This window comes from Bacteroidota bacterium, from assembly GCA_018266835.1.
GTDB lineage: Bacteria > Bacteroidota > Ignavibacteria > Tepidaquicellales > Tepidaquicellaceae > JAFDZO01.
This window is the reverse complement of sequence record JAFDZP010000001.1, coordinates 326,056-342,073: the sequence shown is the minus strand read 5'-3', so window position 1 is coordinate 342,073 and position 16,018 is coordinate 326,056. Positions and strand designations below refer to the sequence as shown.

Genomic DNA, 16,018 nt, shown 5'->3' with positions numbered 1-16,018 from the left:
GGTCTTAATTTAAAAAACCCTAATCAATATTTTAAAGTATCGATTAGGGTTAAGTTCAAATTGCAAGAATTTAATAAAAATTAAATAGCTCTTACATTTGCAGCTTTTTTGCCTTTTTGGTCTTCGATTAAATCATACTCAACGCTGACACCTTTGTCCAGTGTTTTGTAGGATTGCTCGGTGCTGATATCTGAGTAGTGAATAAAGACATCAGTCCCATCATCACCTACAAGAAATCCGTAGCCTTTTTTAGCATCGAACCATTTTACTTTACCTTTTGGCATTTGTTACCTCCAAATAAATAATAACTAAGTTCTTGAAACATAAAACATAGACCTACTTCAAAATTGCCTCAAGAACTTAAACTGTCTATGTTTCATACTTTTAAAATATATAAAAAAATTGAAAACTAATATAGTATAATTAATCCGTTATTAATTATTATGATTTGGGGTATTTAGCTCTAATCAGTACTCTTTAGCATATTCTACGTAATTTATAGCGCTTTGTTTAATATCTTCAATTTCTTTGGCTGTCAGGTCGCGGATTATCTTTCCCGGAACTCCTGCAACAAGCACGCCTTCAGGCACAACAAAGTTTTCTTTAACGACTGCGCCGGCTGCTATTAGTGAGTTGTTACCGACTTTACAATTATCAAGAAGTATGGCTCCCATGCCGATTAAAACATTATCACCAATTACGCAGCCATGCAAAATACTATTATGACCGGCTGTAACATACGAGCCGACTTGCAAAAAATAATCTATATGATTAACATGAAGAATAGAACCGTCCTGTATATTTGTGTTCTCCCCTATTCTGATATAATTAACATCACCGCGCACTACGCAGTTGAACCATATACTGGAATTTTTCCCTATGACCACATCTCCTATAATTTGCGCGCCATGCATTATCTTTACACTTCTGTGTATATCCGGACTTTTACCTTTGCACGATTGTATCATTATTATTGTACCTTATACTTTATACTTGTTACTTTCTACTACATACTATTTAAGATCTATTTCAATATCTTTTACTTCCACTTTTACATCGCCTTTGCGGATGTTTGTATCATCAACGGGAAATCGGGCAATATTATTTTTTGCCCATAAAGCAGCGGGACCGTTTAACGGACTATCAACATTGTAATTCTGATACATTATCATTTCACCTATCTGATAAATGATATCAACAAGAGTTTCCCCCGATGCCCAGTAATCGCCTATGCAGATATCGTGCGGTGATGCTGTTCTGAAATTAGGATGAAAAATAGGAGTAAGAATATTAGCCATCGGTTTCATACGCGGATAATCAATGTGAAGATAAATTTCTATCTTATGCTCACGTGAGATTAAAATGACTCTGTTCTCTTTTGTAGATTCAGGGTCAAGCTTCAATCCTTTAACATTAAAATACACTATGTATTTTTCAGGAACTGAATCTCCTTCATCGTACATAACTTTAATGTAAGGATGCTCTTTAAATTCTTCTTTTATTTTTTCGAAGTCGGAATGTAATCGTCTTTGTCTGGGACTCATGTTCTATTATTACCTGCCAGGGTTAAGTTTTTGTTTTGTTGTATCAAATGTATTCATTCTTTCTGTCTCAAATGATTTTATCAGATTATCATACTTCTGGTTCAGTTTCAGATTTTCATTTTTAAGTTCGTTCAGTTGGTTATTAACATTTTCAAATCTTGAAAGTTCCTTCTCATTAGAATTCATCTTTACAAATAACAGAAGACAAAATATAAAATTGATAACAACTAAAGCGATAATAACTATGTTTTTCATTGAACTCTTGTTTGTGTTATCATTTTTTTTTACTTCAATATTCTCTAACGGCTTTGGCATTTCAATTTCAAGTTCTGTTGTTTTAATCAGTTCAGGTCTTTCGCCATAAATATAATATCCTTCAGATTTTTTAATGCCTGATTCATCTTTATAAAAAAATCCTCTGTCATTAATAATAGGATCATAAACAAATGCAGTCATGTAAGGCATATCAAAAAAATTATCCTGTATGAATACATCATATGTTGAAAGAAAAACCGAGTGCCCGGGATGAGAATGATACCAGCCGAGTATTTTCTGGCTGGGAAAATCCTTCTCCAGATTTGAATTTATCTTTTCCCATGTTTCATGGGTAAATGTTAATCTGGATAGTGAAGCGTTAGTGCTTTCAGCAATGATATTATTCTTTATGACAATAAAAAGTTTGTCATTTTTATCTTTATAAACGTTACCAATTAATACTCCGCCGAGCTCGTTATTTGTATCGCTGCGCAGGTATTCTTCTATGCCGAACAGATTATTTCTCTCTATGAAAATCTTTAGCCCGTTATCATCAGTACCTATCAGTTCTGAATTTTTAGGGTATTCGGCTGATGGAAAATTTGTATCGTTGTTAGTTGAATTAAACTCTACCATAAATTATAAAAACAAATTAGAGAGATATAAGAATTTTATCAATTGAATTTTGCTAGTTTCTAATCAGAATTCTGCGGGGTCTTATTCCTGTCTGAAATGCCGATTCCAACTGACCTGTTGAATTAAACTTATATAAAAATCCGTTTAGGAAAAAATCACGGGCATCTGCAATATAGTGCTTTTGTTTTTTCGCATCGTAAGCATAGCCGTTTATATATGCAATTCCATTTGAAACAGAAGGAGTTATCACAGGGGTTAAACTTCTATCGGATAAATTAAGCTGCACAATAGAATTGTTATCACGAATAAAGTAAATATTATCAGAAGTATTATCTACGTTAATATCTTTTATGGTTGCAGAGTTAACAGAGAATGAATCCACCTTAGCGTAATTAGCCGGACTGATTTTATAAATTACTCCCCCTCTTGAAGAGCTGCCTACAAGTAAATAACCATCATTGGTTACTGCAAGAGAAGTGAGTGAAGTACTGACTCTCACCTGAGCGACATTAACATCATTAATAACATCAATGACAGAAATAGTCGAATCAATACCGCCGCCGGTAATGTGAGTATTTACAACAAAAACTTTATTGCCTATAGTCGTGATTTCCTGTGGATATAAACCGACTTTTATTCTTTTGATCTCAGTCAGTGATGACAAATCAATAACACTTACTGACGAGTCAGGTCCGTTTGTACAATAAGCTTTACCGTTAGCCGCAGCTAAGGAGTAAGGATTAACCCCAAAGTTGTTTGACCCGGAAATTATTCCGTTAGTATCTAATTTGTAAATTGTACCTGAGCTGCCGGGACTACCGCGCTCTATGATATACATATAATTTCCATTGTATTGAATTAAACCATCGGGATAAAGACCTAAGACTGAAGGGAATGTAATATTTAAATTGAAGTCACCATTTGCAAAACTCAGAAAAGATAGTTTACTTTGGTTGGCAAGTCCATTGCCCTCGGATAAAACGTAAACGCCTAATTTATTCGGAAGGTTGGAGGGGTTAGGATTAATTATAATTTCATCTCTGAAACATCCTTGAAATAATACGAGGGCAGCTGATAAAAACAGTGTAAGCTTTGATATAAATTTCATTTGGGAAAATAATCACTCTTTTGTTATAATGTAATTAAATTCGGTTTCCCCCGTCTCAATCATTTTTTCAATATAAGGCCGGCAAAGTTTACAGTTTTTAGATACATCAATTTCATTCTGGACTTCTTCAATAGTTGTAAATCCATGTTCAACCATGATCTTTTTAATTTCTTCAAACTTTATATTGTAACAAACGCATCTGTTTATCAGCATAGTTCAATTAAAATTCTATTCCCAGTCTTGCAGGAATTCCTTCATCAAAATAATGTTTAACTTTTTTTAGTTCAGTCACTAAATCAGCTTTTGCCTCAAGTCCTTCCCATAGTTTATGCCCTGTCATTACTAATTCAAATCTTCTTTTTTTATTGTAAAGCTCAATGAGCTTTTCAACATCTTCCTTTGTAAGCAGATGATAAACAACTGCAGCAATAGCTTCATCAAGTATCAGTAAGTCTATCTCTCCTTTTAGTATTAAGTTCTTTGCAATATCCAAGCCTCTTTTGGCTTCATCAAAATCTTCTTCTGTATTTTTAAATCTGAACGTACCGTCTGAATTCATTCTTTCTGCGCCGGTGGGATGTATGTCTATCGGAAAACCAATTTCTTTAAGCTTACGAAGTATCACTCTTTCAGCATAGTGTTCATTTTGTCCGTCGTAGCCTTTATCGAATTGTACAATAGCAACTCGCTTTCCCGCGCCAAGCGCGCGCATTGCCAACCCCATCACGGCAGTAGTTTTCCCTTTTCCATATCCATAATAGATATGAAACATATGCTTATCTTCTTCTGTAAGATTTTTGTAACCTTCAATAGTTTCTTTTATTTTCTCCTTATACTTCGAACCGCCTGCTGATTTTGCTTCTTCTTTGTTCATATGATTTTATTGTGGTGTTCCTATTAATATAAACTGTTAAACCTTGATTAAAGTTAAAAGTTAATTTGCATTATACAAATTTATACCTGACCTTATTTAATTAACGTCATTTTTTTAATCGATGAAAAAGATGAAGTATTTAATTTATAGAAGTATACTCCTGAAGATAAATTTGATGCATTAAAATTTATTTCATAACTTCCTGATGTTTTATTTTCATTAATCAGATTTTCAACTTCTCTTCCGTTGACATCAAAAACTATCAACGATACAAAGTCATTTTTAGGAATAGAAAATCTGATTGTAGTATTTGGATTAAACGGATTTGGGTAATTCTGTTTTAATTCATATCCATTAACAAATTCAGAAATATATTTTATATCAACTGTAGAAGTTAAATCAAAAATAACTCTGCGCGGAGCGACACCGGTTGTAAAAGTTTGCAGCAAACTTCCTGAAGGACCATAAATATTTAGACTCCCTGATACCACAAAATTCTTAGCGTCCAATACAAAATGTCTGTTATTGGTGTAATCATAATTATAACCATAGAAGAAAGATGAGGCAGGAGAATTATTAGTGATGAATGTGATGACTTGTCTTGTCAATAAATTAAGAGACGAAATATTGTTTGCATAATCGATGAAGTAAACGTTGTTAGAGTTTTTATCTACCGATATATCTTTATCAAAACCATTTGAGATTAAATATGTATCAACTATCTGTAGTGTTGCAGGGTCTATCTTGTAAATTTTACCGTCAAACCCGTTGCATCCAACCAATATTTTTCCGTCATTTGAAATTGCAAGTGAGGTAGGCTCCCTTTCAAAATATATTCTTGCTATTACGGAATCCGTTATTGCATTAATTACTGATACACTCGAATCACGATTTCCTCCAAAAGCGCTTGTATTACAGACATAAATTTTATTCTGATATCCCAAAATTTCTTGGGGATAAACTCCTACCGGAATTTCTTTTATAGAGCTAAGCGCAGAAATATTTAAAACTGTAACTTTGCTTGCGGGGCCATTAGTTGCATAAATTTTATTGTTTGCTATAGCTACTGAATAAGGATTTGTTCCGAATGACTGTGAATTCAATACAAGTCCGGTGCTGTCCATTCTGTAAATCTTCCCCTGACCGCCGAATCCGCCTTGCTCGCAAACGAACAAAGTAGAATTATATTTTGCTATACCGTCAGGATACAATCCTAAATTTCCCGGATTTGTAATGCTTAAAGAAAAACTGTTTCCATTGTATGTATAAGTAGATAGCTTTCCTGAACCCGGTGCTCCCCCGCCTTCACTTAAAATATATGCTTTTGTATTTTGAGCATTGGAGTTTGAAATTATTAGAATGAAAAAAGTGATGATTAACAGTAAGATTTTTTTCATGGATATTATAATGAATAGTTTAGATTAATTTTAAAATTGTAATTACGAAGCGGCGCAGGATATCCTGCAATTATCTGATAGTCAGAATTAGTTATATTATTTATTTCAAATTTAAATGAAGCAGTATATTTGGATATTTTGTAATTGAAGAATAAATTCCCATCCAGAGTATTTACCGGATTCATAGTATTCAAATTTTCCGTATCCGAATATCTTTTACCAATGTAAGAATGAAATAGATTAAGACCGATGTTTCCGAAATTCAATTCAAGATTAGACTGAATCTGTTCATCCGGTATATATAAGATTTGCTTATTTACAGAAGGGTCACCGGTGAAATCTTCATTCGTTTTCTTAGTATGGTTATTCGTGTAAGAAACATCTCCTTTTATAAAAATATTTTTACTGAATGAATACTGAAGTTTGAATGATGATATGAATATCTCTGATTTGCTTGTTCCGATATTTTTAGGGCTCCATATAAAATTTCTTCCCGGCAGCCAGACAATTCTGTCTTCTGTTGCAATATTTAAATAAGTAAATTTTAAAGTATAATCCAGAAGTGATTTGAACGATAGAATTAATCCACCTTCATAGTTTTGCGAGTACTCCGGTTTTAAGTCAGGATTTCCGCCGGTCTTCCAGTACAGACCGTTAAAAGTCGGTACTCCGAAATTTCTGCTTACGTTGCCTCTTAAGTGAAAATCAAATTTATTAATCGGTTGATAGTTCAATCCAAGCTGATATGTTACAGCGCCTTTTTTAATATCAGTAATATAATCGTATCTTAAAGAAGGATATATTAGTAAATTATCCAATGAAATTTTGGATGAATTAAACAGCGAATAATGTTTCCTGTCAATATCGTTCTGTAATTCGTTGCTATATAATGTGCCGTATTTTATTTCACTCCCGAATGTGTATGAGTTTTCTTTATGGCTTATCTCAATCCTGTTTGAGTTTGAGAACAGAATATTTTTATAATAACTTTTTATAACAGGATATGTATTGTAGTTTTCTATGTTATTTTGAAAATTAAAATCAGAGTAAAAAGTAAAATTCTTTTTTGCATAATTTAACTTTAGGATATTATTCCAGTTTCTATCTAATTGTTTTGTATCGGGAGGCGTATTTCCTGTTTCAATTCCGGGAATTTCCCTGTCAGCATTTACAAACTGAGTAAAATAATTAAGACTGAAATCAGGTGTGAAATTAAACTGAGACGAAAATGTGTAGTTGGTGATTTCATATGCAGAGTTTAATTTATTTCTTAATTCTTTTTCTAATCCTGTATCAAAGTAAAAATTATAATCGTTGTCAGATTTCTCATCCGATAAAAGAAAATCATATTTAAATTTATTCAGGTTGTTGGAAATTTTAAAAGAAAACTTTCTGGCTTTGTAAGAACCAAACTCATAACTGACTCCGAGCTTAAGTTTATTTTCTTCTAATAAATCATCTGTAATTATATTAACGACTCCTCCCATAGCTTCCGAGCCAAACAAAGAACTATAGCCATTATTCATCACTTCAATTCTTTTGACGTTTTCAACCGGGATTAAAGATAAGTCAATTTGTCCGTTCTGTAGCGAATTCAATTTGGAGCCGTTCAATAATATTACTGTATGCTCTGCGCCAAGACCGTTCATTGAAATTGTCTGCAAGGATGAAGGGTCACCGTATGATTTTATATAAACTCCTGAAACACTTTTCAGAATATCCGATACATTGTTACCGTTACGGTTATTGATTGATTTTTTATTTAAGACAGAAATATTAGATGGTGATGTATAAACATTCGTCTCGGAGAAAAATGAATTTACTTCAATTTCTTCCGTGGAATATTTTGATGAATCCTGCTTTTGTGCAAAAGCAAAATTAAAAAATGCGAGTAATATGGCCAGTAAAAGTATTTTCAAAATGAGTATAAGAAAAAAATCCCGTTTCCTTTATTTATAAATCACGCAGGATAGAAAAACATAAATAAAGAAAACGGGACTTCCGTAAACTCATTTTGCCTTTGTCATTTCCCACGATGACTTTGGTAATACTTGCGGCAGGTCTCCTGACTTAGAAGCACTTTTCAAATCGCCTTCCCGATTGCATTTGCAATAGTGGCTTAGTGATTCAATCTTCTTCTTTACAGTTGCGGGGACAGTTCCGGATTCGCACCGGATTCCCTATTATTCCTTAATTAGGAACCGAAAATATTATATAAAGAACTATACAAATATAGATATAAATTTTTTGATTTCCAATATTTTGCATCATATTAGTTCACGATTGAAATTGTGATTTTTGTATATGAAGGATAATTCACTTAAATAAAAATCACTAATGAAAATCACTAAAAGATCCTGGGCTGAACCGTTTAAAATTAAAGTCATTGAGCATCTTAAAATGACTTCCAAAGAAGACAGGATTAAAGCAATTAAAGAAGCAGGATATAATACTTTCCTTTTAAAATCACAGGATGTGTATATCGATTTGTTAACAGACAGCGGAACCAATGCAATGAGCGATTACCAATGGGCAGGTATGATGCTCGGAGATGAAGCTTATGCAGGAAGTAAAAATTACTACTACTTAGAAGATAATGTCAGAAAATATTACGGGTTCAAATATCTTATACCGACTCACCAGGGAAGAGGCGCAGAGCATCTTGTATCACAAATATTAATTAAGAAGGGCGACTACATTCCCGGCAACATGTACTTTACAACTACACGTCTGCATCAGGAATTAGCGGGCGGTACATTTGTAGATGTTATCTGCGATGAAGCCCATAACCCCGATGATAAAAGTCCGTTTAAAGGAAACATTGACCTGAATAAATTAGAAAGATTAATCAAGGAAGTCGGCCCGAAGAAAATTCCTTATGTATCAGTTGCAGGACCTGTAAACATGGCAGGCGGACAGCCGATATCTATGAAAAATATCAGAGACGTAAAAGCATTATGTGACAGATACGGTGTAAAAGTATGGTTAGATGCTACGCGTGCAGTTGAAAATTGTTACTTCATAAAAATGCGTGAGAAAGGTTATGAAAAGAAAACGATAGCTGAAATACTGAAAGAGATGTGTTCATACTTTGAAGGCATCTGGGTAAGCGCGAAAAAAGATTTGCTTGTTAACATAGGAGGATTTCTTGCAACCAGAAACAAAAAGGTATTTGAAGAAGGAAGAAATTTAGTTGTTGTATATGAAGGTCTGCATACATACGGAGGTTTAGCGGGAAGAGATTTAGAAGCTATGGCAAGAGGTATTGAAGAAATGGTTAACTTCGATTACCTGCACGCACGCATAGGTCAGATTGAGTACTTCGGTAATTTATTGCTTAAGGCAAAAATCCCGATTGTAACACCTATTGGCGGACATGCCGTATTCCTAAACGCAAGAAAATTCTTATCACATATTCCGCAAAGTCAGTTCCCTGCTCAGACGTTATGCTCGGAATTATATATTGATTCAGGTGTAAGAAGCATGGAGCGCGGAGTTGTATCGGCAGGACGTGATAAAATAACAGGAGACCATAAATATCCTAAGCTTGAGCTTGTAAGACTCACCTTCCCGAGAAGAGTATATACACAGGCGCATTTAGATGTTACGTTTGAATCAGTTGCTGAAGTTTATAACAGGAGGAAAGCTATTAAAGGATTGGAAATGATTTACGAACCGAAGTATCTGAGATTCTTCCAGGCAAGATTTAAACCTGTTAAATAGTATAAAATAAAAAGACGAGATAAAAATTGTCAGTGAATATTGAACTTTCTAAAAACCCCATTTTTAGATAATTCGTATCAGTGACAATATTTTATCTCGTTATAATTTTATATCAGATTGTAACTATTGTATCATCTGAATACCAACAATATAACTGCAATAGCGCCAATAACTGCTAATATAATTATAATTGTATACTCATCTAAACCCGATGTTTCGGATAACTCATGAGCAGTTAAAGTCTTTTGGGTTTTAGTAGTTGCGTCATTTGACTTTACAAATCTGAATCCGTCAACTCCGTATTGGTCAACAAGCTTTGATTTCAGTTCTGTAATTTTCTGTGGTACTTCATTTGTTTTAACTTCAGTTTGTATATTGCTGTTGTTTGCAACTCCTGTCTGTCCTTGTGCGCAAAATGGCATAAGAATTATTGCAAAGAGTATTGCATAAATTATTTTACTCATAATATTATTCTCCTTTGAGAAATTTAGATTTTACTTTTGAGCGATAAGGCTTTCGATTGGGTCCGAGAGTTGTTACCGTGGAAGAGTATTTAAGAAGTCTGTTTTAATATAGTGTTTTTAATGACTAATACAAACGCTAATTAAGTATTTCTACATAAGTAGTTAATACAGGAATTATGAAGGTATGATTCTCCTTCCCCCTATTGCAATAACAATAGCGGGAAGGAGGATAAGAAAATTACTTAAAGATGAAAAGTATAACAGCTATCGCACCTATAGCGGCAAGTATTATTATTATTGTATACTCATCAAGCCCTGAAGCTGCGGATAGTTCTTTTGCTCCAAGTTTTTGTTGATTCTTCATTTCTTTTAACTCACCATTCTTTACAAATCTGAAACCGTCCACACCATATTGGTCTGTCAGCTTAGACTGTAAATCCTGCAAGGTTGCAGTTTTGTGAGTCACATCTTTTTTTACTTCAGTTTGTACAGTTTTATTTATACCTGAGCTGCTCTCCTGGGCAAAAACTCCTGTTGGAATTGCAAAAGCTGTAAATAAAACAGAACAAAGAATTGCAAAAATAAATTTACTCATAATAATTTTCCTTTCAAGAAATTAATTTTAATTGTGAGAAGAATCAAAATACTGAAGAGAAAGGGCTGAACGATTTAATTAATTTTTTTCAAATCATTCAATCAAGAAGAGAGTATTTTTAAAAGAACTTCTGCAATATACAATTTAATTTATTTTTTCAAACTGCAAATTTAATGTTATTTATTTCTTTAAAAATGAGAAAGAATATCTCTGGAGAAAGGTATAAAAATTAACAAGAAAGAAAGGAAAAAAGTTTAAAAGAAATCTCCTTTCCATTTCGATGTTGGAAAGGAGATTATAACTTTCTATTTGATAAGTATAAATTTTTTCTGTTCAACAAATTTTTGCCCGTTAAAGCCTGTAAACTCCAGCTTGTAGAAATATATTCCTGATGCCAGATTTGCGCCGTCAAAGTTCTTATCATAAACACCATTTGTGAGATTTTCATTTACCAATGTACTTACTTCTCTGCCGTTAATATCATATACAATAAGCTTTGCAAATCCTTCAGAAGGCAATGAAAACCTTATTGTCGTTTTAGGATTAAAAGGATTAGGATAATTCTGGCTTAAAGAGAACTTATCCGCCGTTTCAGTTCCTGATGATATATTGGTAACAATTACATTACCTGAAAATGAGTTTATTCTCACATCGCTTCCTCTGTTAATTCTGTTAACATTGGAAGTGCTGAATACTTTTTTATTGTTTCCTGCTAAATCAGCCACATATGCTCCCACAAAATCTGTTGCAAAACTTAGTGTAAGCGTATCGTGAGGATTATAACCAATAGCATTCTTTAAATTGCCTAACGGGTCATACTGCAGAAACATTATTTTTTCCTGATTAGCTGCATCAACATTTTTACCGAATAAATACCTGTAGGACATATCATCAGAGAAAATATTTTTAACTATAAACTTATTGCTTGCATTATAATTTTTGTTCCAGACTCTTTCGCCCGTAATGCTGAGTTTCATTAAAAATGCATCTAGGCGGAGATTAGAATTTACTGTATTGCTTGCAATGGTAATACTGTTATCTTTTCCAATTGCAAAATCTGCGGCTAAGTCATCAGTGTTAAGATTATTAGCGTAACTATCTGACCAAATAATTGTTCCGCCTGTATCAAGTTTTTGTGTAAGCAAATCATAATTTCCGTTAACTTTTACCGAAGCTAAAGTGTAAACATATCCAGCCTTATCGCTTTCTGATTTTTTTAGAAAAACACCTGCAGCATTTTGGTATACCTTGCTATAACCCATATCTCCATCTGCGTCAAACTTCACGATTGTATATCCTGACTTTACAATTCCGGTAAAACTATTATAAGAGAGATAAACATTATTTAAAGTGTCAACCGATAAACTAACAAGTGAATCTGATTCGTTACTTGCACTGAGCTTTTTTATCCATATATTTTCATTGCCAATATTTTTAGATAAGAATACCTTTATACGATTCAGGCTATCTTTGAACTGACCGGCAACATAAATATTATTGACTGATTTTTTTACAATCTTCCCTGAGCTACGCTCACCCAGAAGATTTTTAAAGAAGAAATTATAATTTGTATTGCCGTTTTGGTCAAGACTTACTAATGCAGCATTTTCCCTTAAAGAAGCATCATCCTGTAATTCACCTGTTCCTAAAATTTCAATATTATCAGGATAAATATTAGTAAGAGTTCCGGAATAATCGGTATTGTTAAAAATATTTTTTGACCAGAGTAATGCACCTGAAGAGGAAAATTTGTTAATAAAAGCTGTAGAAAAGTTTTCTCTGAATTTTGTATAACCGCAGGTATATAAAAAATTATTATAGTACTTAAAGTCTAATGCGAAGTCATTATTATAACCTTCTAACAACGAATACTGGAACAAGCCCTCTTTACTGAACTGATTTGTATATGCATGCTTTATCAGATTCGGTTCAGTTGCAATTCCGGAAAATGAAAAAGAAGGTGTTCCTGCTGAGTTTGAAAACCAGTATTGAAATTGCGGTGTATTATTGAAGGGATTATATTTTTCAGAAGACAAAATATAATTTCCATTTAAATCCAGCTGAGAGAAAACAGGTTTATTGCCATCATACCCGTAAAGAAAAAAATTATTGTTTTCCAATAAAGATGTAACACCCCAATAAGGACTTGACCATCTTAAAACACCATCTTTTGTAAAACTTTTTGTAGCCAGGTTACCGCTTAAATAAATATTTTCATTGTTGTCAATCTCCATGCACGATAGATAAGAAGTGCCTGAAGGTAACCGGGTCCAGACCGTATCAAGATTAGAATTAAACTTGCGGATTATGTAAGAAGTAGGAGAATTATTATTTATATATGCTGAATAAGCTAAATAAGTATTTCCATTAAAAGTCTTTACTGCATATCTGTAATCTTGAAAACTCGGGACATCAACCAATAAAGTAAATTTTATTACATCACCTGTAGCTTTGCTGATTTCATAAGGTGTAAAAAAATTATTCAATGAAGATGCCCGTGTAACAATCATTGAAAACGAATTTTCATCCATCTTATAGATAGAATTTCTCGTTATCCCTGCGGTTGATGTATTTATAATTTTCTTCCACATAAACTGTCCGGAAGAACTATATTTGAATAAGCAGCAATGATAATAAGATAATCCCACCTGAGTCATATCTGAAACAATATAAATATTATTATCCGAATCAAATTTGAAATCAGTTAAAGTAAAGCTTTCACCTGAATTCAAAGGCGTAGAAACATCAACTAATTTATTCCAGTTTTCATCATAGCAAAGAATTCTTACCGCAAATGTGTTAGAAGAAATGACTTTATGAGATACGATTACAAATTGATTTTGGGAATTAATTCTGAACTGACTATTGGAATTTATATGAATCTGCTCGTTGAAATTGTGAGTATAAACTTCTTCACCTTTAGCATTAAATTTTTTAACATAAGATAATCCTGTAGAGTCATAATTGCCTGAATAATATACATTATTCAACGCATCTGCTACCGATGTGATATAGGATTTTTTTAGATATGATTGTGTAGTTCCCCAAGTAATTTGGGGATTCTGTGAAAAATTTAATGTAATGGTTTGAGGTAAAACCGGGGAAAAAGCAACAATGCATATTAAAACAATAAGCAGCTTTCTCATAGCGCACTTCCTTTCAAGTTTATTGTTTTAATAAGGTAAAAAATTAAGAATTTATTAGCAATACTAATTGATTTAATGATTACTATTTCACATTTGTTAAATTTTATGTTATGAGTTTCTAATGTTTAATTCGAACCCGGTTCCAATTGAAGGGCATCTATAATTAATTTTAACTCGTCGGGAGTAACAGGTTTTATCAGGTAATCAGAAATTTCGCTTATACGTTTGGCATGCTCCATATCTTCTTCATTTTTGGAGGAAGAGACCATGTAGATAGTTATTTTCTTTCCTATCCTGGGTTTTAGCAGTACATATTCATCCATAAATTGCCATCCATCCATTATCGGCATATTTATATCTAACAGAATTATGTTCGGGAGCTCGGAGTGGTTTGAAACATTTCCCGTAATAAATTCTAAAGCTTCTTCACCGTCTGAAAAAGTAAGTATTTTTCTGATAATATTTACTTCAAGTCCTTCAATTATTTTTCTCATTACAAACTTATATACTTCATCATCATCGATTAAACAAATTGTAATTCCTGAATTCATTCTCTAGAGTTAAAATTAATATAAAATATAGAGCCCTGGTTTACCTGGCTTATTACACCTATACTTCCTCCCATTGCTTCTACCTGAGTTTTAGTAATAAAGAGCCCCACTCCCCTGGCCTCCTTATTGCGGTGAAAAGTTTTTCTAAGTCCGAAAAGTTTACTTCCGTGACGATGCAGATCGATCCCAAGTCCGTTATCTCTTACATTCAATATCACATTACCTTTTTCAATTTCGGTATGGATATGAACTTCAGGTTTTCTATCGGGACTTCTGTATTTTATTGCGTTTGAAACTAAGTTAAGAATTATACTTTCAAGATACTGTTTATTGTAATGAATTTTAGGCGCTTTGGAAAAATCATAAGTTATTACAAAACCGGTTTCAATTATCTGCCCGCTTAAAATTTCTTTTATCTTTTTAAGAGTGGCTTCAAAATCGAGTTCTTCAATATTTTTTACGCCTTCTTCCTTTATTTGTATTGCATTCATCAAATCATTAAGCGTTTCCGATAGATGAGTTACAACAGTTTCTATTCTTTCAAAAAATGATTCTTTTTCTTCTACACTTTTAGATTGTTTATATAAGTAAAGCAGTGAAAAGAGATTGCTTGCAGGAGCGCGTAAATTATGTGAAGTAATATGTGCAAAGTCTATAAGCTGTTGATTCTGTTTAGTAAGTCTCATCGCAAGCTCTTCCAGATCTTCCTTTCCTTCGGAGATTTTCAGGTTCGATTCAACAAGCTGCTTAGTCATTTCATTTATAGATTGGGCAACCGAACCGATTTCATCCATGGAAAATATTTTTGCCCGCTCTTTTAAGTTACCGAGTTTTATTTCATCTGATGCTCTTATTATCTCGTTTAAACCTTTTGATATTCCCCTGCTTACAGTAATGCTTAGTATTAAGCCGGTGGATTCTACTGTCAGCACAACTGAAAATAGTATTGTAAGTATTAAGTTTTCGAGCCAGCGTGAACCTTCTCCCAAGGTATACGAAAAATCATCTTCTATTGCGGTAAGCCTATGATTTATCGGGTCAATTTGATTTGTAATTGTCTCTATTTCTTTTAGAGAAGGCTTTGTTGAATTAATTTCAGAATGAAGTTTTTCACCAATTGGAATAAATTCAGCTATTATGGAGTCAGCCTCAGTCCAGATATCAATCGCGCGGTGTATATAGGAAATGTTATGGAATCTCCTGAACAGATTAATCATTCCCTCAATATCATCAGGATGAACCCTCCCCTCTATAAAACCCTGACGGGCTATATTCATATCGGGATTTGGTTTCAGCAGTTCTATGCGTGTCTTATGGTCACCTAAAGGAACAGCCATAAACCTTTGAAACTCTTTATAATCTTCTTCAGCATGAGTCTGCGCGTATTTCCTTAGATAATATGCCGCATCTTTTTGTGATTTTGACCATAAGCCTTCAGCACCTACAAATGCACGTACAGATGAAAGAGTATGAATTGCAAAAGTCAAAGTTACCAATTCAACTACAATCAGTACTGCCATTGTACCAACAATAAAGTAAAGCTTTTTTGATATCGAAATATCTTTTAACAAGGCTGCCAGGTTTAGTTTTAGAATAAGGAAGAAGCCCAAGATTATTCCGGGGTCTGGAATCTTACCAAAACAACGATTAAAAGAACGAATAGAAAAACGATTAATAACGAGCTAAATTAAAAAAAACTTTTCTTAAAATCTACATAGTTTTCAG

The 16,018-nt window shown here is 33.2% G+C and carries 15 protein-coding genes and 1 riboswitch; of the genes, 1 reads left to right on the top strand and 14 read right to left on the bottom strand.

Annotated elements, in window-relative coordinates; translation table 11 throughout:
• Window positions 1-80: 80 nt before the first annotated feature.
• From JST55_01435 to JST55_01395, 9 genes are all read right to left on the bottom strand, one after another.
• Window positions 81-284: a cold-shock protein gene (locus JST55_01435; GenBank protein MBS1492140.1), complete on the bottom strand. Its 204-nt coding sequence runs from the start codon at window positions 282-284 to the stop codon at window positions 81-83.
• Window positions 285-467: 183 nt separating this feature from the next.
• Window positions 468-968 (bottom strand): gamma carbonic anhydrase family protein, encoded by a 501-nt coding sequence (locus tag JST55_01430; GenBank protein MBS1492139.1) that lies wholly within the window; start codon window positions 966-968, stop codon window positions 468-470.
• Window positions 969-1,013: 45 nt separating this feature from the next.
• Window positions 1,014-1,544: a hypothetical protein gene (locus JST55_01425; protein ID MBS1492138.1), complete on the bottom strand. Its 531-nt coding sequence runs from the start codon at window positions 1,542-1,544 to the stop codon at window positions 1,014-1,016.
• A gap of 9 nt (window positions 1,545-1,553) precedes the next feature.
• On the bottom strand, window positions 1,554-2,435 hold the full coding sequence (locus JST55_01420) for a Mov34/MPN/PAD-1 family protein (GenBank protein ID MBS1492137.1): 882 nt from the start codon (window positions 2,433-2,435) through the stop codon (window positions 1,554-1,556).
• A 52-nt stretch (window positions 2,436-2,487) separates the two neighbouring features.
• Window positions 2,488-3,543 carry a hypothetical protein gene (locus tag JST55_01415; protein ID MBS1492136.1) on the bottom strand — a complete coding sequence of 352 codons (1,056 nt, stop codon included), beginning with the start codon at window positions 3,541-3,543 and terminating at the stop codon, window positions 2,488-2,490.
• Between the two features lie 12 nt (window positions 3,544-3,555).
• Window positions 3,556-3,756, bottom strand: a complete 201-nt coding sequence (locus tag JST55_01410; protein ID MBS1492135.1) for a (2Fe-2S)-binding protein — start codon at window positions 3,754-3,756, stop codon at window positions 3,556-3,558.
• A 7-nt stretch (window positions 3,757-3,763) separates the two neighbouring features.
• Window positions 3,764-4,417: a cob(I)yrinic acid a,c-diamide adenosyltransferase gene (locus JST55_01405; protein ID MBS1492134.1), complete on the bottom strand. Its 654-nt coding sequence runs from the start codon at window positions 4,415-4,417 to the stop codon at window positions 3,764-3,766.
• Between the two features lie 92 nt (window positions 4,418-4,509).
• On the bottom strand, window positions 4,510-5,814 hold the full coding sequence (locus JST55_01400) for a T9SS type A sorting domain-containing protein (GenBank protein ID MBS1492133.1): 1,305 nt from the start codon (window positions 5,812-5,814) through the stop codon (window positions 4,510-4,512).
• Between the two features lie 5 nt (window positions 5,815-5,819).
• On the bottom strand, window positions 5,820-7,733 hold the full coding sequence (locus JST55_01395; GenBank protein ID MBS1492132.1) for a TonB-dependent receptor: 1,914 nt from the start codon (window positions 7,731-7,733) through the stop codon (window positions 5,820-5,822).
• 118 nt (window positions 7,734-7,851) lie between these two features.
• Window positions 7,852-8,035, bottom strand: a riboswitch (cobalamin riboswitch).
• A gap of 116 nt (window positions 8,036-8,151) precedes the next feature.
• Here JST55_01395 and JST55_01390 point away from each other — a divergent pair.
• On the top strand, window positions 8,152-9,537 hold the full coding sequence (locus JST55_01390) for a tyrosine phenol-lyase (GenBank protein ID MBS1492131.1): 1,386 nt from the start codon (window positions 8,152-8,154) through the stop codon (window positions 9,535-9,537).
• A 131-nt stretch (window positions 9,538-9,668) separates the two neighbouring features.
• Here JST55_01390 and JST55_01385 read toward each other — a convergent pair whose 3' ends face one another.
• From JST55_01385 to JST55_01365, 5 genes are all read right to left on the bottom strand, one after another.
• The gene (locus tag JST55_01385; protein ID MBS1492130.1) at window positions 9,669-10,001 is read right to left on the bottom strand and encodes a hypothetical protein; all 333 of its coding nucleotides are present in this window, start codon (window positions 9,999-10,001) and stop codon (window positions 9,669-9,671) included.
• Between the two features lie 238 nt (window positions 10,002-10,239).
• A complete protein-coding gene (locus JST55_01380; protein ID MBS1492129.1) occupies window positions 10,240-10,596 on the bottom strand; it encodes a hypothetical protein in 357 nt (118 codons plus the stop codon).
• Between the two features lie 305 nt (window positions 10,597-10,901).
• Entirely contained in the window at window positions 10,902-11,573 is a 672-nt protein-coding gene (locus JST55_01375) for a T9SS type A sorting domain-containing protein (GenBank protein ID MBS1492128.1), read from the bottom strand.
• A 2,294-nt stretch (window positions 11,574-13,867) separates the two neighbouring features.
• Complete coding sequence (locus tag JST55_01370; GenBank protein MBS1492127.1) at window positions 13,868-14,293, bottom strand: response regulator; 426 nt, start codon at window positions 14,291-14,293, stop codon at window positions 13,868-13,870.
• The gene (locus tag JST55_01365; protein MBS1492126.1) at window positions 14,290-15,864 is read right to left on the bottom strand and encodes a HAMP domain-containing histidine kinase; all 1,575 of its coding nucleotides are present in this window, start codon (window positions 15,862-15,864) and stop codon (window positions 14,290-14,292) included. The genes JST55_01370 and JST55_01365 overlap by 4 nt, the downstream gene beginning before the upstream one ends.
• Window positions 15,865-16,018: the final 154 nt, after the last annotated feature.